The 21,580-nt window shown below is 48.6% G+C and carries 21 protein-coding genes; 5 read left to right on the forward strand and 16 right to left on the reverse strand.

Features of this window, described 5'->3' with window-relative positions; all coding sequences use genetic code 11:
• Positions 1-94: 94 nt before the first annotated feature.
• From FBF61_RS08265 to FBF61_RS08275, 3 genes are all read right to left on the reverse strand, one after another.
• Positions 95-1,447: a sensor histidine kinase gene (locus FBF61_RS08265; RefSeq protein ID WP_138476729.1), complete on the reverse strand. Its 1,353-nt coding sequence runs from the start codon at positions 1,445-1,447 to the stop codon at positions 95-97.
• Positions 1,444-2,124: a response regulator transcription factor gene (locus FBF61_RS08270; protein WP_138476730.1), complete on the reverse strand. Its 681-nt coding sequence runs from the start codon at positions 2,122-2,124 to the stop codon at positions 1,444-1,446. Before FBF61_RS08270 ends, FBF61_RS08265 begins: the two co-directional genes overlap by 4 nt.
• Before the next feature lie 95 nt (positions 2,125-2,219).
• The gene (locus FBF61_RS08275) at positions 2,220-3,629 is read right to left on the reverse strand and encodes a mandelate racemase/muconate lactonizing enzyme family protein (protein WP_138476731.1); all 1,410 of its coding nucleotides are present in this window, start codon (positions 3,627-3,629) and stop codon (positions 2,220-2,222) included.
• 153 nt (positions 3,630-3,782) lie between these two features.
• On the opposite strand from FBF61_RS08275, the gene FBF61_RS08280 reads away from it, so the two are divergent.
• Genes FBF61_RS08280 through FBF61_RS08290 form a run of 3 tightly spaced genes read left to right on the forward strand, consistent with a single transcriptional unit; the run spans position 3,783 to position 7,557 of the window.
• Positions 3,783-4,301, forward strand: a complete 519-nt coding sequence (locus FBF61_RS08280) for a (2Fe-2S)-binding protein (protein ID WP_138477090.1) — start codon at positions 3,783-3,785, stop codon at positions 4,299-4,301.
• Complete coding sequence (locus FBF61_RS08285) at positions 4,294-5,307, forward strand: FAD binding domain-containing protein (protein WP_138476732.1); 1,014 nt, start codon at positions 4,294-4,296, stop codon at positions 5,305-5,307. The genes FBF61_RS08280 and FBF61_RS08285 overlap by 8 nt, the downstream gene beginning before the upstream one ends.
• Before the next feature lie 12 nt (positions 5,308-5,319).
• Positions 5,320-7,557 (forward strand): xanthine dehydrogenase family protein molybdopterin-binding subunit, encoded by a 2,238-nt coding sequence (locus FBF61_RS08290; RefSeq protein ID WP_138476733.1) that lies wholly within the window; start codon positions 5,320-5,322, stop codon positions 7,555-7,557.
• Here FBF61_RS08290 and FBF61_RS34535 read toward each other — a convergent pair.
• Positions 7,554-7,748 carry a hypothetical protein gene (locus tag FBF61_RS34535; RefSeq protein WP_166444464.1) on the reverse strand — a complete coding sequence of 65 codons (195 nt, stop codon included), beginning with the start codon at positions 7,746-7,748 and terminating at the stop codon, positions 7,554-7,556. The genes FBF61_RS08290 and FBF61_RS34535 overlap by 4 nt on opposite strands.
• Before the next feature lie 650 nt (positions 7,749-8,398).
• Between FBF61_RS34535 and FBF61_RS08295 the strand changes: the two genes are divergently transcribed.
• Positions 8,399-11,575 carry a SusC/RagA family TonB-linked outer membrane protein gene (locus FBF61_RS08295; RefSeq protein WP_138476734.1) on the forward strand — a complete coding sequence of 1,059 codons (3,177 nt, stop codon included), beginning with the start codon at positions 8,399-8,401 and terminating at the stop codon, positions 11,573-11,575.
• 30 nt (positions 11,576-11,605) lie between these two features.
• Positions 11,606-13,159 (forward strand): SusD/RagB family nutrient-binding outer membrane lipoprotein, encoded by a 1,554-nt coding sequence (locus tag FBF61_RS08300; protein WP_138476735.1) that lies wholly within the window; start codon positions 11,606-11,608, stop codon positions 13,157-13,159.
• A 336-nt stretch (positions 13,160-13,495) separates the two neighbouring features.
• Here FBF61_RS08300 and FBF61_RS08305 read toward each other — a convergent pair whose 3' ends face one another.
• From FBF61_RS08305 to FBF61_RS35260, 12 genes are all read right to left on the reverse strand, one after another.
• Positions 13,496-14,914 carry a TolC family protein gene (locus FBF61_RS08305; protein WP_166444465.1) on the reverse strand — a complete coding sequence of 473 codons (1,419 nt, stop codon included), beginning with the start codon at positions 14,912-14,914 and terminating at the stop codon, positions 13,496-13,498.
• Between the two features lie 29 nt (positions 14,915-14,943).
• Positions 14,944-17,196, reverse strand: coding sequence for a peptidase domain-containing ABC transporter (locus tag FBF61_RS08310; RefSeq protein ID WP_138476737.1), 2,253 nt, complete (start codon positions 17,194-17,196; stop codon positions 14,944-14,946).
• Positions 17,197-17,238: 42 nt separating this feature from the next.
• Positions 17,239-18,405: an HlyD family secretion protein gene (locus tag FBF61_RS08315; RefSeq protein ID WP_138476738.1), complete on the reverse strand. Its 1,167-nt coding sequence runs from the start codon at positions 18,403-18,405 to the stop codon at positions 17,239-17,241.
• 110 nt (positions 18,406-18,515) lie between these two features.
• Positions 18,516-18,680, reverse strand: coding sequence for a hypothetical protein (locus FBF61_RS34540; protein WP_166444466.1), 165 nt, complete (start codon positions 18,678-18,680; stop codon positions 18,516-18,518).
• A 171-nt stretch (positions 18,681-18,851) separates the two neighbouring features.
• Positions 18,852-19,004, reverse strand: coding sequence for a class IIb bacteriocin, lactobin A/cerein 7B family (locus FBF61_RS08320; protein ID WP_138476739.1), 153 nt, complete (start codon positions 19,002-19,004; stop codon positions 18,852-18,854).
• Between the two features lie 46 nt (positions 19,005-19,050).
• Positions 19,051-19,257 carry a class IIb bacteriocin, lactobin A/cerein 7B family gene (locus FBF61_RS08325; protein ID WP_138476740.1) on the reverse strand — a complete coding sequence of 69 codons (207 nt, stop codon included), beginning with the start codon at positions 19,255-19,257 and terminating at the stop codon, positions 19,051-19,053.
• Positions 19,258-19,457: 200 nt separating this feature from the next.
• Positions 19,458-19,688: a hypothetical protein gene (locus tag FBF61_RS08330; RefSeq protein ID WP_138476741.1), complete on the reverse strand. Its 231-nt coding sequence runs from the start codon at positions 19,686-19,688 to the stop codon at positions 19,458-19,460.
• Positions 19,689-19,918: 230 nt separating this feature from the next.
• Positions 19,919-20,353: a hypothetical protein gene (locus FBF61_RS08335; RefSeq protein ID WP_138476742.1), complete on the reverse strand. Its 435-nt coding sequence runs from the start codon at positions 20,351-20,353 to the stop codon at positions 19,919-19,921.
• Between the two features lie 138 nt (positions 20,354-20,491).
• A complete protein-coding gene (locus FBF61_RS08340; protein ID WP_229214960.1) occupies positions 20,492-20,869 on the reverse strand; it encodes a helix-turn-helix domain-containing protein in 378 nt (125 codons plus the stop codon).
• Between the two features lie 129 nt (positions 20,870-20,998).
• Complete coding sequence (locus FBF61_RS34545) at positions 20,999-21,172, reverse strand: hypothetical protein (RefSeq protein ID WP_166444467.1); 174 nt, start codon at positions 21,170-21,172, stop codon at positions 20,999-21,001.
• A 41-nt stretch (positions 21,173-21,213) separates the two neighbouring features.
• Complete coding sequence (locus tag FBF61_RS34550) at positions 21,214-21,366, reverse strand: hypothetical protein (protein WP_166444468.1); 153 nt, start codon at positions 21,364-21,366, stop codon at positions 21,214-21,216.
• A gap of 30 nt (positions 21,367-21,396) precedes the next feature.
• Positions 21,397-21,522 (reverse strand): hypothetical protein, encoded by a 126-nt coding sequence (locus tag FBF61_RS35260; RefSeq protein ID WP_262712796.1) that lies wholly within the window; start codon positions 21,520-21,522, stop codon positions 21,397-21,399.
• Between the last annotated feature and the right edge of the window lie 58 nt (positions 21,523-21,580).

A 21,580-nucleotide genomic window follows, 5' to 3' on the forward strand; every position in this document is an offset into this window, starting at 1 on the left:
TGAAGGCACAAAATTATCCCGCACACATTAGAGCATTCTTCGAGGTAAATTAAAACTGCGTGAGCCCTGCATTAAAAGTAGATGAGAAAATTCCTTAGAAAAAAAGACGGATACACGTGCCCTCGCCGACGACGGAACTGATGGAGATTTTGATGCCGTGGTTATCAAAAATTTTAGTTGCTATGGCCATTCCAAGACCATTTCCTTTGGTTTTAAAGGCATTTTGCCCCCTGTAAAAAGGCTCGCTGATATGCGCGAGATCTTCTTCGGAAATGCCGGTCCCCTTGTCCTGTATTTCAATGGATAACCGGCCGGCTGTATCGGTCAATACAATTTCAACAGGCTCAAGATTGGAAAACTTGGCCGCATTTTCGATGAGATTGTACAGGGCGATGTAAATCTGAGTTGGTACGCATTTGTATAAAAGCAGTGCTGTATTGTTTTCCGGCAGGTTCCAGAGTACATTGATCCTCGTCGTTTTATACTCGCCGGCGAGCTGGTCGAGCACTTCCCAGAGAATCTCGTCAAGCCTCTCTTCGCTGGTTTTTTCGTGGTTATGCTGGTCGAGCCCGGCCAGCACCAGCAGGTTCTGGAGTATTTTTTCCAGACGTTCGGCATCTTTCAGAACATGCTGATTTGCATGCTTGTATTCCAGAATTTCCCTGTCTTTTTGCAGCAGGACTTCCAGATTTCCGACAATAGACGCCAGCGGGCTTTTGAGTTCGTGGGAAGCATGGCTGATGAAGTTTTTCTGTATCTGTATGTTCTGATATGTTTTTTCCATCATGGAATTAAATTCCTTGAAAAGATCTTCCAGCTCATCTTTGGTACCTGCAAAGGAAAGTGTATGTTTCCCGCTGGTCATATCCATGTTTTTCACCTGCTCGATGATCTGCCGCACAGGCCGGTAAGCCTCTTTGGACAATGAATAACTCAGTACCACGATCACGATCATACCGATCAGCAAAGCCGTCAGCAATATCCTGATCAGCTCTGTTTCCTGGGCTTCCAGGGTAGGGTTATTGGCTTTGATAATGATGCTGAAAGAACCTTGATTGTCGCGGTAGTAAATCGCGTAATAAAATGCATTACCGACCTTGAAACTGTACTTGCCATTGGCCCTGACGGTTTTGAGGATCTTGTCGGTAATATTGGAATCTGGGTCGGCCTCGCCGTAGTGGATCTTGCCCGTTTTATCGTACAGCCTGATTTCCTGGTTCGCGCTCGCCGTCAGGAATTTCTTCTCGATCTTGCTGTAATCGCGGGTGCTCAGCTCGTCTTCTTCAAGGTAAAACATGGCAGTGAGCGACGCCGTCCGCGACAGTTCCTCAAAAAAAATCCGCTCCGCCGACCGGATGAAAGTGAGGTAGATCAGGACTGAGGAAATGGTAAAAACCAGTCCGAAAACAAGCGAAGAATTCAGCGTAAGCTTGTGTTGTATTTTCATGCATCAGCGGTGATCATATAGCCGCGGCCTTTCACGGTTTTGATGAGCTTTTGTGCAAACTGACTGTCAATTTTATTGCGGAGATACGAAATGTAAACGTCCACCACATTGGTATAAGTGTCCATATTGGTGTTCCAGACCGTGTCCAGGATCTGCGTGCGGGTTACGATCCTGTTTTTGTTTTCCAATAAAAAAACCAGCAGCCGGAATTCCTTGGCAGAAAGAAAAACCTCCTGCCCGCCCCTTTCAATGGTATTTTTATCAATGTTCACCGTGAGGTCCGCAATTTGTATGACCTGCTCTTTGGAATAATGCAGTTCGTACCGTCGGCGCAGCGCCTTGATCCTGGAAAGCAGCTCGGGAAAATGAAAAGGCTTCACCAGATAATCGTCCGCGCCTATATCCAGCGCTTTGATCTTGTCCTCAGCCTCGCCCAATGCACTGAGCATCAGCACGGGCGTATCGATTTTTTTATAACGGATAATTTGAGCAAGCTGTAGCCCGTCTATGTCCGGCAGCATCACATCCAGGATAAAAAGATCCCAGGATTCCGACTGTATCAGGTCACGTGCCTCGTAGCCGTCATGTGCCAGCCGGACATTATATCCGGCTTCTTCCAGCCCTTTCTGGAGAAAGCTGCTGATCCTCGAATCGTCTTCAACTACCAGTATTTTCATTCTGTTTTAATTCCGTACCTCATCGTTTCACAATAGCTTTTTTCCGGTGCCGGTCGTGCGAAGGTAAGGATGCGTGATGCTTTTTGCCAAAATATTCAGGTGGTTTTAAACATTTGCTGGTAATGCTCGGAAGGTGCAAGTATCCCTCCGCTCTCTGCATAAAACGAAGCGTCGGTAATGTAAACCCCCTTTTGCGTGCGGGTCCAGGAGCTGTTGGCTTTGGGATGAAAGCTCATGAGCTTTTCCCAGTTTTTGTAATACTGGTGCCCGTTTGTTTCCTGCAAACCCACCGTCATACCGGGAAAAGGCTGGAGGCGCGCGGCCACATTTTTGTTCCAGTCAACCAGTATAGGGCTTACGGTCAGATCGGCACAGAAACACGGGATTTTCTTTTCGTAGGCAAGCTGAGTGATCTTCATGGTCATGGTCAGCGTTTTCGCAATTGCCTTCACGGCTATGGCCGAGTACCCCAGCTCGATCCGGTGAGCGGCGTCCTCTACGGTATGCGCGCTTTCGTCAGCGGCAACGCGCACGCCCAGATCACCCACGTAAGTTTCGTTACTTTCTTCAAATGGCTCTTCAATGACCGCGATCTGGTCAAAAGCACCTATTTTTTTGGCATGGTCCAGAAACCGCATAAGGGTCTCTTTTTTCTCATACCTGCCGTTGGCGTCAAAATAGTAAGGGATCTTGCCGTTTTTGGTATAGGGCGTTTCATAGTGCCCGATGGCCTTGTGCACGGCGGTGAGGAATGCAATATCCTTTTCGATCATTTCCTGCTGTGTACCGGCTGAGCCTGTTTTTAATTTCAGGATAAAATAACCTTCATCCGCTGCCTGTTTGATACGCTCAGCCGATGTGCCCACAGCGAATGACGGGATACTTGCCACTTTTTCGTGACGGTAAGAAAGTCCCGGCTGGTAGGCGGCCGGGATCATCCTGTCAAACTGGGTGATACCGTTTTCCTGAGCGTACAACAGCCAGGCGGCATTGTCGACACATACCAATGCATTGAGCGCAAATGTTTTACGCAGATCCGGGTTTCGGGTGATCTTTTTCCCGTAGTCCAGTACTTCCGGCAACAGGTCGTCGAGCAGCTGTACAGGATCGGTGAAAGAAATACCTTTCATGATTTGCAGTGCCCGCTCGCTCATGGCGTACATCAGTGCGTTGCCCGCGCTTTCAGAATGTGCCGCAAAAACCTTTGAATCGGACCACAAAACGCCCTGCGTACCAATCCCGACCTTTTTTATTCCCGAGTCGGATTCCAGCATTGCTACTGCCTGCCAGCTGTCGGTAATGGCACTGCCTTTGAAACGATAAGGATTGAGGGGTTCCCTTTCAAAATTGGAACTAACGTTTTTGATCGTGATCTTTTTCACAGGCTGGGAATGGTGAGGTCTGGGATTTATTTCGCCGGAGCCTATCATCCCGGCTGCAGCCAGAACGCCTGCCCTGTTCATAAAATCCCTGCGGGAAATGTGTTCGTGGTCTTTCTCAAACATAAAAATTCAAGGGTTAAGGTCAGGTTGTTCTTGTTTTAAAAAGACTTTGCCGGGGTTTACTACCCTGGATTTTCTGAAAAAATAGATCGGATGTATATTGGCATAGTTCTTATAGAAGCATCCGCAATCGAAACTTACATTTCCCGATCCCATATGCCTTCTCCCGTTTCAGTGCCAGATACGTCAGGTAATGTTTTCAAGCCTGAAAAAATTAATTTTTTGGTCAATGGTCAGCAGCATTCCATGGATTTACTTCCCTGGGTAAGCCTCCTCGACGCGCTCCGGGAATATATCGGGCTCACGGGCACGAAAAAAGGATGCGATCACGGACAGTGCGGCGCCTGTACGGTACTCTGCGACGGTGACCGAATCCTCAGCTGCCTGACACTGGCTGTCATGAAAGACGGTTCTGAAATCACCACCATCGAAGGCATAGCAGAACAAGGGCAGCTGCACCCGCTGCAAAAGGCGTTTATTGACCATGATGCATTTCAATGCGGCTACTGCACGCCGGGACAAATCTGCAGTGCAATAGGTATGATGAAAGAAGGAAAAGCCCGGACCAGGACGGAGGTAAAAGAACTGATGAGCGGAAATCTCTGCCGTTGCGGGGTCAATACCCATATTATCGACGCAATTATGGATGTGCAAAACCAGAACGGCCATGAATAATTTCAGCTATACCAGGGCACATAGTCTGGATGAAGCCATCCAGACAATTGGCAACAATACAAAATTCATCGCCGGCGGCACAAACCTGCTCGACCTGATGAAATACAATATTGAAAAGGCGGGGTTGCTGGTGGATATCAATCCTATTGACAGCCTTCGGAAAATAGAACTACTGCCCGGCGGCGGCATCCGGATCGGGGCACTGGTGACCAACGCCGCCACTGCCTATCATCCGTTGGTAGAGGAGCGTTACCCGTTGTTATCCAAAGCCATTCTGGCCGGAGCCTCTGCCCAGATCAGGAATATGGCAACGAACGGGGGAAATCTTTTGCAACGCACACGCTGCTATTATTTCTACGACCCTGATACTCCGTGCAATAAGAGAGAGCCCGGTTCGGGGTGCTCTGCCATCGGGGGATACAACCGTATCATGGCGGTTTTAGGAGCCAGCCTGAGCTGCATAGCTGTTTTTCCGTCTGATATGTGCGTGGCTTTGGCGGCGCTGGATGCGGTTGTTAATGTCTCGGCACCCGATGGCGACCGCTGCCTGGCATTTGCAGATTTTCACAGGTTACCGGGCGATACCCCGCACATTGATAACAACCTGAGACCAGGTGAGATCATTACCAGTATTGATATTCCTGAAAAGGGTTTTCCCAAAAATTATTCATACCTGAAAATACGCGACCGCAATTCTTATGCTTTTGCCCTTGTATCGGTTGCAACGGGTTTCGAGCTGGAATCGGGGATCATCAGGGAAGCCAGGATTGCACTCGGAGGTGTGGCGCACATGCCGTGGCGGGTATTGGAAGCAGAAGACTTTTTAAAAGGCAAACCGGCCACCGATATGTATTTTTCCGAAGCCGCAGACATTATTCTGCGCGGGGCTGCGGGCTTTGAGCATAATAACTTTAAAATAAAACTGGCCAGACGTGCCATTATCCGCAACTGTACCATGGCCCTGCATCCTGAAACACAACTGCCCGGCGCACAACCTTCGGCTTAACTTCTTATGAATATGTCAGCATCACCATCTGTCGGGCAGCCGGTCAGCCGTCTGGAAGGATATCAGAAAGTAACCGGCAGCGCCAGATATGCCGGAGAATACAACGTGCCCGGTCTGCTGTATGGCTATGTCATTAACAGCACCATTACAAAAGGGAAAATCATCCGTTTTGATGTAGAAAAGGCAAAAGCGCTGCCGGGCGTGATTGCAATTTTTACACATGAAAACCGGCCGTCCCTGGCCTGGTTCGCACAACAGTATAGCGATATGGACGCTCCCCAGGGTTCGCCCTTCCGGCCTTTGCACAATGCAGATATACTGTACAACGGCCAGCCTATCGCACTGGTGGTAGCGGACAATTTTGAAATGGCCAGATATGCCGCTACCCTTGTAAAGGTGGAATACGCCCGGGAGAATTTTGATACCGGGCTTAAAGAAAACCTACTCAAAGCACGTCCGCCCAAAACCGGGCTGGCTAACTTTCTGAAACCTTTGCCGCCCCATCCGAAAGGTGACTTTGAAAAGGCTTACTCCGATTCTTTCGCCCGGGCCTCAGGCGAGTTTGAACACGGGACTGAGCATCACAACCCTCTGGAACTCTTCACAACCACGACCATTTATGAGGGTGACGGCAAGCTGACGATTTATGATAAAACGCAGGGGACGATCAACAGCCAGCTCTATGTGGGTAACATTTTCGGTCTGCATTACAAAGATATCCGGGTCATTGCCCCGTATGTGGGGGGTGCTTTCGGTTCGGGGTTACGGCCGCAATACCAGCTTTTCCTTTCCGTAATGGCGGCCCTGGAACTCAAAAGATCCGTCCGCGTAACGCTCGACAGGACCCAGATGTTTACTTTCGGGCACCGTCCGCCGACTATCCAGCATACCCGCTTCGGGGCCGGGCAGAATGGGAAAATCACCGCATTGAACCACTTGGCGATAGCGGAAACATCCCGGTTCGAAGACTATACCGAAGTGGTTGTAAACTGGTCGAACATGCTTTATCCAGCCCAGAATACGCTTATGGAATATAAGCTCGTGGACGTGGACGTGTTCAGCCCGCTCGACATGCGGGCGCCCGGCGGACTCACCGGTATGCATGCCATTGAATGTACCATCGACCAACTGGCTTGTAAACTGAACATAGATCCCCTGGAATTCCGTCTGATCAATTATGCGGAAACAGACGATAGCGCTGACCGGCCGTACAGCAGCAAGGAATTAAAGGAATGTTTCCGGCAGGGTGCTGAAAAATTCGGCTGGTCGGGCCGTCATATGCGACCGCGCAGCATGCGGCGCGGCAACAAGCTGGTGGGTTATGGCATGGCGGCGGGTATCTGGGAGGCATTTCAAATCCCTGCCCGCGCAGTGGCGATCGTTACGCCGGAGGGAAAACTGGAGGTCAGCAGTGCGGTGACCGACATCGGTACAGGCACGTTAACGGTCATGACCCAGATCGCAGCGGACGAACTCGGGCTGCCAGTTGAAGCCGTTACTTTTTCTTACGGTGATAGCAAAATGCCCTTTGCTCCGATCCAGGGCGGTTCTTTTACGGTTTCTTCCGTGGGGTCAGCTGTTAAGGCATCTGTCAAGGCATTGCGTGAAAAGCTGTTCAAAGCGGCTTTGAAAATGGACAATTCAATATTCAAGGGTTATAAGATCGGAGATGTTGATTTCGAAGGCGGGCGTATTCTTTTGAAAAGCGACCATTCATTATCGTTATCATTCAGGGAGATCATCATAGCGAATAAGGGCAAGGCGATCCGCGCTGGTAAATTTTCCATTCCCGATTTTTTAACATTGAGAAAATACTCACGGGCCGCCCACAGCGCCGTTTTCGTGGAAGTGGAAGTAGACGAAGACCTTGGAATTATCAATGTGACAAGGGCCGTTACAGCGGTAGCCGCCGGAAAAATCATCAATCCCAAAACTGCCCGCAGCCAGATCCTGGGCGGGATGATCTGGGGAATCAGCAAGGCATTACGGGAAGAAACGATCAGCGATCACCACCTGGGCAAATACATGAACCGGAACCTGGCCGAATACCATATTCCGGTGCACGCCGATATTCACGACCTGGATGTGATTTTTGTGGAAGAAAATGACACGATCATCAACGAGCTTGGCACCAAGGGCGTCGGAGAAATCGGGATCGTCGGAATGCCGCCTGCGATTGCCAACGCAATTTTTAACGCAACTGGAAAACGCGTCAACCAACTGCCTGTCCATTTGGAATCCCTTCTTTAGCCGCGAATTGAGGGGTTCGGTTTGATAGGGCAGGAACGGGGCGGGTAAAGAGCCCGGAGGGCCTCGTGTTCATACAAAACGATATAACTGCGAAAAAAACGCTCCGAAGGAGCTTTGAAATCTCCTACACCATATTTAGGAATGGGAAGCCCCGATGGGGCTTTGGCAGGGTTCGAAAAATCTTTCTGCATTTTTTGGAAGGGGTTTCCAAAATTATTCGAAGTTTCCCGGGAATGGTTAGCCCGGCTGGGGCTTTCTTGGTGGACCTTGTAGAGCTCCGCTGCATTTAGGAATGGGAAGCCCCGATGGGGCTTTGGCAGGGTTCGAAAAATCCTTCTGCATTTTTTTCGGAAGGGGTTTCCAAAATTATTCGAAGTTTCCCGGGAATGGTTAGCCCGGCTGGGGCTTTCTTGGTGGACCTTGTAGAGCTCCGCTGCATTTAGGAATGGGAAGCCCCGATGGGGCTTTGGCAGGGTTCGAAAAATCTTTCTGCATTTTCCGGAAGGGGTTAGTCCGGCTGTATATCCCCGGGATTCCGGGTATCAGTCTCTTCTCAACAGCATCATTCCGAAGCTGTTGAAACAAACTCTCAAATATTGAAATAAGATAAATCAAAAAATATTACTCTATAAAATCGATAGGAATTAAATTTTAAAATTTTTTAATTAGCTTTACGCATTAATAAATAAAAAATAGCAGGATATCGATATGATTGAGCGCGCTATACCAAATAATATTTTGAATAGTGTGGAACATTTAATAGAATTTTAATCTTGTTCCGAAATTTTCAAAACAGGCATCTTGCTAAACTAAAATTTACCTATCTTTCAATAGTACAATTATGAAAAGCCAATTCTATCTGCTTTTGCTTTTACTTTTCGGAGCCGGCTACGCGAGCGCCCAGGACAGGGTGATCACCGGAATTATCACCGACTCGGGCGACGGAAGTCCGCTACCGGGTGCGTCTGTGGCGATAAAGGGAACTTCCTCGGGCACGCTTTCGGACGCCAGCGGTGCTTACAGCCTGAATGTTCCGGCCGACGCCTCGGTTCTGGTCGTTTCCTTTATAGGATATATTGCCCAGGATGTACCGGTGGGCAGCCGGGACAAAATAGACGTCGCATTAAATTCGGATACCAAATTGCTGAATGAGGTGGTGGTTACTGCACTTGGCATTTCCCGCGAAAAACGGGCATTGGGCTATGCGGTGCAGGAGATCAAAGGGGAAGCACTTCAGACGCGCCCTACGAATGCACTGAGCGCGCTTTCAGGGAAAGTAGCAGGCTTACAGGTGGTTACTTCTGGTGGCAACATGGGGGGCTCTTCGCGGGTGCTCTTACGCGGGATCAACTCCATTTCCGGTAACAACCAGCCGCTTTATGTGATCGACGGCACACCCATCGACAACGCCGACCTGAACAGTGCGGCTACCAGCGCCGGAAGCGGCGGAAAAGATGTTGGTAACATGATCCAGGACATTAACCCGGACGATATTGAGAACATTTCGGTATTGAAAGGACCGTCAGCCGCTGCACTCTACGGAACCCGCGCTGCCAACGGTGTGATCCTGATCACGACCAAAAAAGGCAAGGAAAACAGCAAAGTAAACCTGACTTTGAACACAGGCGTTGAATTCGAAAACATCGTTCGTTTGCCCAAAAGACAGCAATTATACGGAGGCGGCTTCTCTCCCACTTTCCAGAAAGCGACCATCAATGGCAACGAATACAATATTGTGGAATATGCCGTGGACGAAAGCTGGGGGCCAAAACTGGATGGTACGCCGGTATTGCACTGGTACAACCTCGATCCGGAAAACACAGCCGAATACCTGAAACCGCAGCCCTGGGCATATCCTAAAAACGATGTGCATACTTTCTTCGAAACGGGTGTTGCCAATACAAACAGCCTCTCTCTGAGCGGTGGTAACGCCAACGCTACTTACCGTCTTTCCTACACCAATAAGAATGTAAAAGGAACGGTACCGAATTCTTCCCTGAAACGTAACTCTATCAACTTTTCCGGGTCATCCCAATTGGGCAAGCTGAAAGTTTTTAACAATTTCAATTACATCAAAAACCAATCGACCGGCCGCCCGTGGACCGGTGCTACCAACCGGAACATTATCCTGGAGGCCTTCCAGTGGGGTGCAGTGCAGGTGGATTATGACAAGCTGAAAAACTACAAAAGAGCTGACGGCACACAGATACTCTGGAACCGCAGCGGGTACCAGAATACACCGGCAGGAGAAGCAGCGAAGTTTATCGATAACCCGTACTGGTCGGCTTACGAAAGTTACCTTGAAGAAAACCGCGACCGTTTTTATGGAAACGTGGGGCTGGTGTACGATGTAAACAGCTGGCTGAAACTGAGCGGAAAAGTGAACGCGGATGTGTACCAGTACCAGTACCAGGACAGGATCGCAGTTTACTCGCGTACGCAGTCGCAGTACCAGGAGTACAACAACAATTTCAGCGAGTTCAACTATGAGTTGCTGGCTTCTGCCAACAAAAGCTGGGGGGATATTTCGCTGAATGTGAACGCCGGAGGTAATATTATGAAGCAAAGACGCCGGATCAGCGACGCAGTAACCCAGGGCGGGCTTATCATTCCCGAATATTACAATCTTAAAAACGCGAGTTCGGTACTGATCAATTCCAATGCATATCAGAAACAGATCAACTCTATTTTCGGAAGCTTCTCGCTGGGCTGGAAAAGCCTGCTTTTTGTAGACGGAACGATCCGTAATGACTGGTCGTCGACCCTGCCGATCGGAAAAAACTCTTTCACATATCCTTCTTTGACTACCAGCTTGATTTTAAGCGAACTGGACGGTATAAAAGACATTGCATGGCTTGATTTTGCCAAAGTCCGCCTCGGCTGGGCGCAGGTAGGTAATGATACCGACCCCTACCAGTTGCAGCGGGCTTATGAGGCGACCCAGTCATTCGACGGAATGGCAGGATACAAACTCCCTGAACGCCTTAACAATCAGTCCCTTAAACCAGAGATCACCAGTTCATGGGAAACCGGGCTAAGCCTGCAGGCTTTGAAAAACAGGATCGGGCTGGACATTACCTATTATGACAATGTGAGCCGCAACCAGATCATTAATATTCCGGTTTCTTCCGCTTTTGGGTACGATTCCAAGGTGATCAATGCTGGAAAGATCAACAACAAAGGTGTTGAGGTGACTTTGACAGGAACGCCTGTCCGTCAGAATGGTTTTGAGTGGAATAGCAGCATCAACTGGTCGCGGAACCGCAATAAGGTGATCGCGCTCGCGCCGGGCGTCAATACTTTCCAGCTTGCAAACAGCCTGGTCACGCTGGTTGCCCGCGAAGGTCAGCCTTACGGACAGATACTTGGCAACGATTTTATATATGCAGCCGATGGCCAGAAGGTGATCAAAGCAGACGGAACTTATGACAGAGGCCAACAGCTGACGCCGCTGGGAAGTGTTCTGCCAAAATACCTGTTCGGTTTCCAGAATAATCTGACCTATAAAAACTTTAATCTCGGCTTTCTGATCGACGGACGTGTGGGTGGAAAATTTTTCTCGCAAACCTACAAGGTAGCGATGTACGCGGGTATTCTTGACAAAACAGCCGACAACAACATAAGGGAAACCGGCGTGGTGCTCGACGGCGTAAAGGGTACCGTGACCTACAACAGCGACGGAACTTACTCGGTGACCAATACTGCCAAAAACGATACACGCATCACCGCGCAAGCCTGGGCACGGGGTGAATACAGCGGCCCGACTCCACAAACGATTTTCGACGCCACGTTTGTGAAGCTGCGCGAGGTAACTTTCGGGTACAGTCTCCCGCTGACGGCCAAGGCTGTGAAGTCGGTTTACTTCGGAGTGTACGGACGTAACCTTTTCAATGTGTATACAGCCAGCAAATACATCGATCCGGAGGTCACCAGCAGCGGCGGAAATATCCAGGGCATCGAGGGCGGAAATATCCCTGTACCAGCCACTTACGGACTGAACGTCAACGTTAAATTTTAAACCGATACCCCAAGATCAAAATCGAAAATCATGCAAAAGTTCATATATAAAAACCGCATTTTTTCCCTGGCCGTCGGCACGCTTGCATTGCTGTCTTCATGCAGCGACAGCCATTTTGAGGAAATAAACAAGGACCCGAACCGTCCTGAAAATGCTACCACGACCACCATTCTGCTGGCTGCTGAAAAAACGCTGATCGACAACATACGGAATGAGAATATTTCCCTGCGCGGCTCCCAGCTGTTTTCCCAATACTACAGCCAGAACATTTACAGCGACCAGTCGCGGTACGATATTCCTCGGTCTTACTCGGATACCTATTGGAGCAATGCCTACAAAACGCTCAACAACCTGAATGAGATTATCATTCTGAACACCAATTCGGCTACGAAAGAAGTGGCTTCCGCAGGCGTCGCAGGTGCGAACCAAAACCAGATCGCCATCGCGAGGATCCTTAAAGCCTATGCTTTTCAGGGGTTAACCGATGTTTTCGGCAACATTCCCTATCAGTCTTACGGGAACAATGATCCTGAATTTCAGGCATTGCAGCAGTCTCCCGAAAACCTGAGCCCCGGCTATGCAAGCCAGCAAAAGATCTACGCCGATATTCTCAATGAACTCAAAGCTTCGGCCGATACGCTGAACAAGTACAAGACCGCCGTGACGTTTGGCAATTACGATGTGATTTACAAAGGTAAAAATGAGCTTTGGGCCAAATTCGCAAATTCGCTGAGGCTCCGGATCGCAACACGGGTAAGAAAACAACTCCCCGAACAGTCGGAATCGCACTTTGCAGACGCATTAAAAAACGGTGTTTTCACATCCAATGCGGATAACGCGGTATTCAAATACCAGACACTTGCTCCCAATGAGGCTCCCCTTTACCGGGCTACGGTAACCGCAAACCGAAAGGATTTCGCTGTTTCGCACGTGCTTATCAATGTATTGAAAGGCGAGCTTGGTCCGGTGAAGGTCCAGGATCCACGCTTGCAGGTATACGCACTGAAAAATGCCGCGGGCAATTACGTGGGGCAGCCCTACGGATTACCCGTTGCAGCTGCCGGTTTGCTGACAGCCACGGATGTTAGCTTGCCGGGAACTGCGGTAAATGCCGCCAATTACGGCGAGGTGTTACAGGAATATGCTGAGGTAGCATTCCTGATTTCGGAGCACGACAACTGGGAACAACAATCTTATGTGGCCGGTGTTACGGCCTCTCTGCAAAAATGGGGCATCCCCGAAGCACAGATCGCGACCTATATTGCGGCACTGCCCGCGGCCAGCAAGGAAAATGTATTGTCTCAGAAATACCTCGCACTTTTCACCCAGGGCGACGAAGCATGGAGCGAAATCCGCCGCACCGGCTCGCCATCATTCCTGGTTAAGCCCGGCGACGTAGTCTGGAGACGTCAGGTGGGTACGGAAATTACCGATTACAAATTCCAGCCACTATTCGGCGAAGGGGTGCCGCAACGCTTATATTACCCTCCAAAAGAACAAAGCGTAAACCTCACCAACTACCAAAAAGCCGTCCAGGCGCAGGGTAATGATGATATTACGACAGTGCTTTGGTGGAACAGGTGATAATTTTGAATGAGTGAATGAGTGAATGAGCCGCCGTGGAACGGGGAATGTGTGAATAATTGAATGACCGAATGATTGAATAATTGAATAATTGAATTTCGAATCTACTTTCGCTGCCAGCTCCGGTGCAGCGCAACGAAATATGGGTAGCAGGTGCAACGCACCGAGACAGAAAACCGATAATGGCAATTGTCCAAACCAGCATTATCATTCTTCATTCAATCATTCAAAATCCCCCCGTTCCACGGCGGCTCATTCGGTCATTCAAAATTAATTCACTCATTCACTCATTCACTCATTCACTAATTCAAATTTCAAAATTCACTCATTCAAAATTCACTCATCCCCCACCTCCCCGCTCCCATAAAAGTCCAGCACCTTCTTCCTTACAGTCACCTCATATTTCGCCTGAACAAAGCTTGCTTTGGCGCGGTCGAGGTTGGTTTTGGCCATGGTGTATTCCAATGGGTTGGTAACACCGTTGGTGAGCCTGATCTCCGAGGCGCGTAATGCTTTTTCGAGAACTGATACCTGAATCTGCAAGGTCTGGTAACGTTCCGTGGCATTTTGCAGCGTGATAAATGCCTGCTCCACCTGCTGCCTCAGTTGCTGGCGGACCTGCATATCCTGATTCTTCACGATCATTTTCTGAATCTTCGCCTCCTGTGTCCTGTAAGACGATTGGGTTGCATTGAAAATCGGAACCCGTAGCGTCAGGCCGATGGAAAACGCCCGGTTAAGCCCCAACTGATTGAAATAACCAATACGCTGCTGCTCCACCGACTGAGTGAACGTATTCGCCTGATAGGTTTTACCGTCCACATTAACGAACGCATTGATAGGCGTCTCCACATAATTTTCGCCGACAACAACCGACCTCCTGGCCATCGAAGAAAAGGCGGTACCGAACGAACTGGTCAGCGACAGGGTCGGATGTTTCAGGCCTTTGGCAATCGCGATACTTTTTTCGGCAGACTGTATCCGGATGCCCATGGCCTTTACCTCCGGCAATACAGTGAGCGACTGCTCATAAATGTCTTTCCAGGTTCCGTTAGCTAGGGGAACAACGCTGTCTTCAACAGGATCCAGCTCGAATTCATTTTCGACGGCGGGACGGTTGAGAAGCTGGCCGAGCGTCAGATGTGCAATGCGCAAATCGTTGCGGGCATTGGTGATCTGGATCTGGTCGTTCGCGAGCTGCGCCTGCAGACTGTACAAGGTCGATTCAGGCAGCACTTCCAATTTCACCTGTTTGGTGGTCCTGTCTAGCTGCGATTGTGTGGATTCTGCCTGTTTGAAAGCTACATTCAGCAGTTCTTTCGACATCAGTATCTGCATATAAGCCTGCAATACACTGAGGACAATCGCATTTTTGGATGACTGCACATCGAGCTGGCTGGCAGACAGGTTCATAGCAGCCTGATCCTGCGTATTTTTCCGCTGGTAACCATTGTAGACCAGCCAGTCCGCCTTGATCCAGGCGCTATTGGTACCGATCTGGTTGTTGGTGATCGAATTGGTATAAGGGTCAATGCTCCGCCCGAGCGAATATCCCGGATTGAAAATCCCCTCCACCGCCGGCAATCTGTCGCGTTTGGTTTGCTGATGCGTATTGATCGTCGATTGAAGCCCGAGTTCCGATTCTTTGATTTTAAGATTTTGTGCAATCGCCATGTCAATGCATTCAGACAAAGACAGCTTTTCCTGCGCTATGGCCGGGCCTGCGAGCACTGCGCAAAGTATCAGCACAGTCATTTTTTTTGTATTAAAAATAAACATGGCTTTCAGGGTTTGGGATTGATAGATGACTCCAATGCACTGGTACCGTTGGCACAGATATTCATCAGGCTTTCCGGATCCAGGGGATTGAGCTGCGGACTGACCAGGTATTGCGACGCCCACAGCCGGTAGTACGCATTGTTGTTGGCCAGCAGCTGAAAGTGGTTGCCTTCTTCTACGAGCTTTCCTTCTTCTATGACCATGATCTTATCGGCGCCCATAATGGTACTCAGGCGGTGCGCAATGATGATGATTGTTTTTCCGGCTTCCCTAAGCTTCTCAATGGTATTGTGCACAGCGCGCTCGGAAATGGAATCGAGCGAAGATGTGGCTTCGTCGAGAATGATGATCTCGGGGTTACGGTACAGGGCGCGGGCTATCGCGATCCGTTGTTTTTGCCCGCCCGACAGGCTCGCACCATTCTCGCCCAGATAGGTATGGAAACCATTGGGAAGTTTTTCGATAAATTCATCTATGCCAAGGATCTGACAAATCCCGATGATTCGCTGCATATCAGGCTGATACTCCCCTACCCCGATGTTATCGATCACATTTCCGGTAAAAAGGTCGACCTGCTGGGGCACCACGCTCACGATCTGGCGCAGGCTGTCGTTGCTGACATGTTTGATATCATAATCGCCGATATGGATCGACCCGCTTTGCAGGGGATACATATTTTGAAGAAGTGATAACAGAGTCGACTTGCCCGACCCACTTTCGCCCACGACCGCGGTCACTTTGCCCTTCGGGATCGTAAGCGTCAGATTATCAAACACCTGAACCCTGGAACCATACCGGAAGGACATCTGCCTGAAAGTAACATCCCCCACCATTTCGGGTGTCAGTTCTATCTTGTTTTCGGTAGATTCCCTTTCCAGATCCATGATCTCAAAAAGCCTGTCGGCGGCGATCAAAGCATCCTGGATGACCGTGTTCGCCCCGATCAGGCTGCTGGCCGGGCCTGTGAAATAACCAATTAGTGCATAAAAAGATAACAATTCCCCCGGGGTAAGCGTATTGTCGAGTACAAATCCGGAACCGACCCAGAGTAAGATGATCGTGAACAGCCTGGACATCAGTTCGGATGCATTTCCAGCCCAGATGGAAACCGAGGCGGATGTAAAAATGCTTTTCAGCAACTTCATAAACCGGACTTCGGTTTTTACATTGGCAAAAGATTCGAGGCCGAAACGTTTGATAGTACCCATCGAATTCAGCGATTCCACGAGCTGCGATTCCAGGTCGGCAGAGTTTTCCATCAGTTTACGCTGGCCTTTCTTGTTAATGCTGTTGACGATGAAATAAATCACCGCATAAAAAGGGATCACGGCCATCATGATCAGCGCCAGTTTCCAATCGTAGGAAAACATCATCCCAAAAGAAAACAGGACGATAAAAATGTTCACGACCAGCGAAAGTGCGGTATCGTTGATAAAAGCACGGATTTTGACGGCATCGTTGACACGTGAAATAATCTCGCCGACGCGCATGGTATCGAAAAACTGCTGGGGTAATTTGAGCAGATGTTTATAGTAACCCAAAATCAGCCTTGCATCGATCTGCTGGCCGGTTTTCAGCGCAAAAATACTTTTCATAGAACCGATAAAAAGCTGCAACGCGAGGATCAGGATCATGCCGGTGCTCAGCAGGTTCAGCAAATTACGATTGCCTTCCACGAGCACGTTATCTACTATTTTCTGTACATAAATAGAAGTGGAAAGTCCCAGGATCGTGTACATGATCGCCCCGAAAAGCGCCTGCGTCATCACCGAACGGTGCGGTTTGATGAGCGTCCAGAACCGGCTCATGATCGACTGCTTGTTGTTTCCGGCTTCAAACTTTTCACCCGGCAGCAGCAGGATCAGCACGCCAGTCCATATCGCTTTGAATTCTTCGAGTGTCTGTTTTTCCAGCTTCCCGACTCCCGGGTCCATGATGGTAATATGGGTTTCGGTCACGTCATAAATGACCACAAAATGGTGCAGGCCTTCTTTCACGATCACATGGGCAATGGCAGGTTTCGGGATTTTAGGCAGACTGTCAAAATTGCCCCGCACACCTTTGGCCTGAAACCCCAGCTTCTGGGCGGCCTCGATCATACCAAGCACATTGGTCCCTTTTTTATCGGTGGATGCATACTGACGGATCCGTGCAATGGGCATCATCAATTTGTAATGTGCCGAGATCGATGCCAGGCAGGCCGCGCCGCAATCGGTAATATCGTGTTGCCTGACGCAGATTTTCTTTTTGTTAATCATGGCTAATGGATAACAGGATGATTAAAAAATGGTAGGTAGAATTTATTTCGACATGTTTTTGGGGTTAAGCCAGTCATCGGCCTGGTCGTAAAGCAGATCGAAAAGACTGCGTTCGGTCACTACAAAATGCGCCCGGAGCGTCATCCCTTTTTTGAGATAACCCTTCACGCCTTGTTTCAATGTGAGATGGTTGCGGTTGAGGATACATTTAACCTTGAAAAAAGTCTGCTGCTGTTCGGTAATAATGATGTCATTGGAAATGCTCGCAATAGTACCTTCCGCCATACCCCATTGATTGTAATTGTAGGCGTCCACCTGCATCCTGGCCTTCATGCCGTTTCGCAGCAGACCAATGTCTTTGGGGGAAATGTAACATTCCACAAGCAGGTTGGAATCGGGTGAAATCACGCCCAATACTTCGCCAGGCTGTACATAGCTGCCCGCATATTTTCCCGCCAGCTGGCCGATACTGCCTGCTACCGGCGCTTTAATGGTACAAAGTTCTTTCTCTTTCAGAACTTGCTGCTCCTGCGCCCGGAGTTCGTCGACGGCCATATTCAGCTGCGAAAGTGCGGTTTGCCAGTCGCTGATCTGCCGTTCCGTAAAGGACCTGGATTGTCCCTGGGCTGTATGATAAGCAAACTCCTTGTCTTCCAGTTCTTGCCTTGCAATGACCTTCTCGGCGAAAAGCGTCTGGCTTACATCCAGCTCTCTTTTCCTTTTACGCTCTGTTTCAGCAAGTTCCGCCTGCTGAAAAACATATTGTTCATATTGCTGACGGTATAGGGACGATTGCAGACCCGAGACCGTACGGCTCCCGCTGCGCGCTGAAACCAGCAGCGAGAGGTCGTGAATGTAAACGCTCTTTTCGTTCAGCTGCGAATGTATCAGCCGCAGTTTGCTGTCGGGTATATCTGTTTGCAGCCTGAAAACGGGTTGCCCGGCTTGCACCGGCTGGTTTTCATGCACCAGCACTTCTGCAATCGTGCCGCCTGCAAGCGGGCGGAGTTCGTTGCGCTCGGCTTTGGCGCGGACTATGCCCGTGCTTTGTACCGATACTTCGGTGCGGATAAATGGAAGTGAAATAAGTGCCGCCAGTGCTGCCAGCACCACCGAAATGTAGATGACCTGTCCATGGACGGAAACCTGTGGAAGATAAGCTTCGGTAGTATGTTCGATTACCTCGGCCGGGAATAGCTGGTTCTGCATGGCGCATACTGTGTTAAGTGTGAAAAGCAGGTGTTGCGATGTATTTGAGAGGGATCTTTTTTTGATTTTCGAAGAGCAGCCCGCGCCCGGAGCGTGCACGGGCCTTCTATTTATTTGCGGATAATTACTGGCCATGGCGGGCCAAACGGAATAAATCCGGTATCTGCGAAAGGGTTGCGGGGTGGAATGCATCCGCCGATTTTCACTCCGCCTTCCGTTGAGCACGCTTCCGAAGCGTTTAATTCCGTGATAATCAATGCGTTAAGATTTTTCATATTGGTTAATGTTTAAATGTTGAAACTGTTTTTTTAAATACTTCTGTTTTATATCAGGAGAGACGAGAATTTGTTACCCCCTTCAAAAAGAATATATTCTTAGGGCAAAAAAAAGTCCAGGAAACGCACTTTGTGTGCATTTCCTGGACTCCATAATCCGGTTTAGGCGGCTTATTTTGCAAGCTTGCCAACCATCTCCCCGAGCTTAGCGCCAGCCATAAAAGCAGCAAAACCCAAGGCGATCAGAGGGATCATACCTCCTTCTATATCTTCCATGTCCTGGAATGATAATTCGTGCAAGTCGATATCTTCGAAGCGTTCCATATTTTTTGATTTAAAATGTGATAAAAAAATATTGTAAATGGTAGAATTACCTTCCGTAGCGCGTTGAAAGGTAGCCTAATACAGCACCTGCTGCGAAAGCTACTCCTACCACCACAGGCACTATCGGGAAAACCCCACCCTGTAGATCACTGATTTCATTATAGGTCAGCGATTGAATGTCAGCACCTTCGATATCATTGAATAGACCGTCAAAAGATTCAAGAGACACCTCCTGAGTTGCGAAATTGTTCATGTTTGAAATGATTTTGATGTTTGAAGAATAATAATTTGCACTGTCATTATTTCTCAATACCCGATTTTTCATGGCCGGGAATCGCACCTAATGGCGAGTCCCATCAGATTTTGAGTATTCAAATTTGTTTTTACTGAAAGTGACCAAAGCGCCGACGTTCCCGAATGCGCCGCTTCGATCACTTTTCTGGCCTAAACCAATCAGTAGCCGATTTGCTTCTGAGTAAAAATGGTCTTGTCAATGAGGATTCCCAGGATAAAAGGAGGTCTCAGGAACGAAGTAGTTGACAAGAACGCACCACCTTCGATGTTTTCCATTGATTCCTGAGAAATTTCACCTGTCTCCAATTGAGCCAATTTGCTCATGAAGTCTTCATTTGACGTAGCAGAAGCCTTCAGGCTTGCTACAGCCGATTCATTGTTTGCTTTCATTTTGAATTGTTGTTTAGAATTGATTATGAATAGAAAAAATTGAAATACGCATCATTATCCCTTTTCAGATACCCTAACTATCGCCACTATACGCTTGAACGGTAGCCGGTATACGCCACGCCGGGAGGAAGGCGGCTTTTATTTACACTTGGTAAATTTCAGGCTAAATACGCACCCTGGCAAAAACCTGAAATTGTAATTATTAACATTTGGTTATAAGCTATACCGTGTCAGGCTGCCAGGGAATTGAGGCGATCCTGCTCTACCACACGGACGATCTCATTGCAATTGGCACAGGCCAGCGCACCTTGCTGCGCGTACCAGCGGCAACTATGCCTGATGGAGCAGGGCATCAAGGAGTTCTCTGCTTCCACCTTTTTATTCATCGCTTCTATTACACGGCCTACGAGGCTGCAATGGGAATTTTCATGGCTCCACTGGCTGCATCCCCCTTCGATGCACTTACCCGAAAACCTGAACCGTTCTTCCGCCGATCTGCCCGTTTTTTCCTCGTGCACTTTGGCTGCCTCCACAAATGTCTTATCAATCCGGATCGGCTCTTCGAGGTACTCCACCTTGCCGTCCTTGCCCAGGATCCCAAACAGGTCGGCGCCTGGTTTGGCTATATAGCTCGGGCATTGCAGTGATTCTTGTTTCTTTTCCATAATAGATCCTGTCTGTATGTTTCCCCACTCCGGTTTCTGATCACATTTCAAAGTTGCGGGCAGAAAAAGTGCTTTGCAATAATGAAAAGCGATACTTTATTCCTTTTTGTAATAGATTATAACCCACCAATCCAGGTATCAGGCGTGCGTTTCAGAAGTGGCTTGTATTACTTTCAGGAGCAAATCCTTGGTGCTGACAGTAATCAGGTCTATGATCGTCACGTGATAGATGGCCGCTATTTTAGTCAGACAGGATAATGAAAGTTCAGTGCGCCCTGCCTCCTTTTTACTGTAGGCAGCCTGGCTGATATTCATGTGAAAGGCCACGTATTCCTGCGAATAGCCAAACAGTTCCCGCAGCTTGCGGACTTTGGTACCCATGATCTGCATTGCAAATGGGTTCGGGGATTCAATCAAGCTTATCGTGTTCATAATAGTAGAATTGAAATTATTATTAACATTACCGATGGCCGGGAAACCAGCCTGACGTGCGTGCGTTACGGCAGTTACCTCCAAAAATTCGGTTTAAAAGGTGCTGTCAAAAACAACGGCCCGGGCAAATGGCAGTATCATTGTCGGGCAATTCTTATCCCATAAACCCAGGCTATTGTTTTTATTACGGCACCAATTTATCGATGATAAATATTACCAGATAACTGGGGGCAAAGAAGGAATTGGAAATGGAAACGGACATGGAAACGGCAACTTCGGGAAAGGCCGCAGCGGCGGAATGCAGCCGCCGATCACTACGCCTCCTTCTATTTTTCCAAGCTCAGCTCCTTCAATATTTATCAAATTCAACTGTTCAAAATTTTTCATGGCTGATTTTTTTAATTTGAATTAGTTCGTAAATATACTGATCAATAAATGGGGCCTTTGGGCAAGCTTTTGACAATCTCCTGCGCAATTTTCACAGCTACCGGAAGCAGCCAGGAGGGAAAAAGTCCACCCGTAGTTTCCCGCATTTCAGCAGCATTCATTGGCTGCAAATCGCCTTGATTTGAATTTTTCATGGTAAGCATCGTTTGGTTTTTTTTAAATTACTATTTACAACTTTTGATAATAAGCGGAACAATGACAAGTGGCAACACCCAGAAAAACCCACCTTGCAAGTCTTTCAATTCCAGCGCATTCAGCTCGGTCATGTTCAATTGTTCGAAATTTTTCATTGCTTTCTTTGTTGAAGTGATTAAAAATTAATTTGCCGGCACCTAATCGCCGAAATAG

Source organism: Dyadobacter bucti, from assembly GCF_005869225.1.
Lineage (GTDB): Bacteria > Bacteroidota > Bacteroidia > Cytophagales > Spirosomataceae > Dyadobacter > Dyadobacter bucti.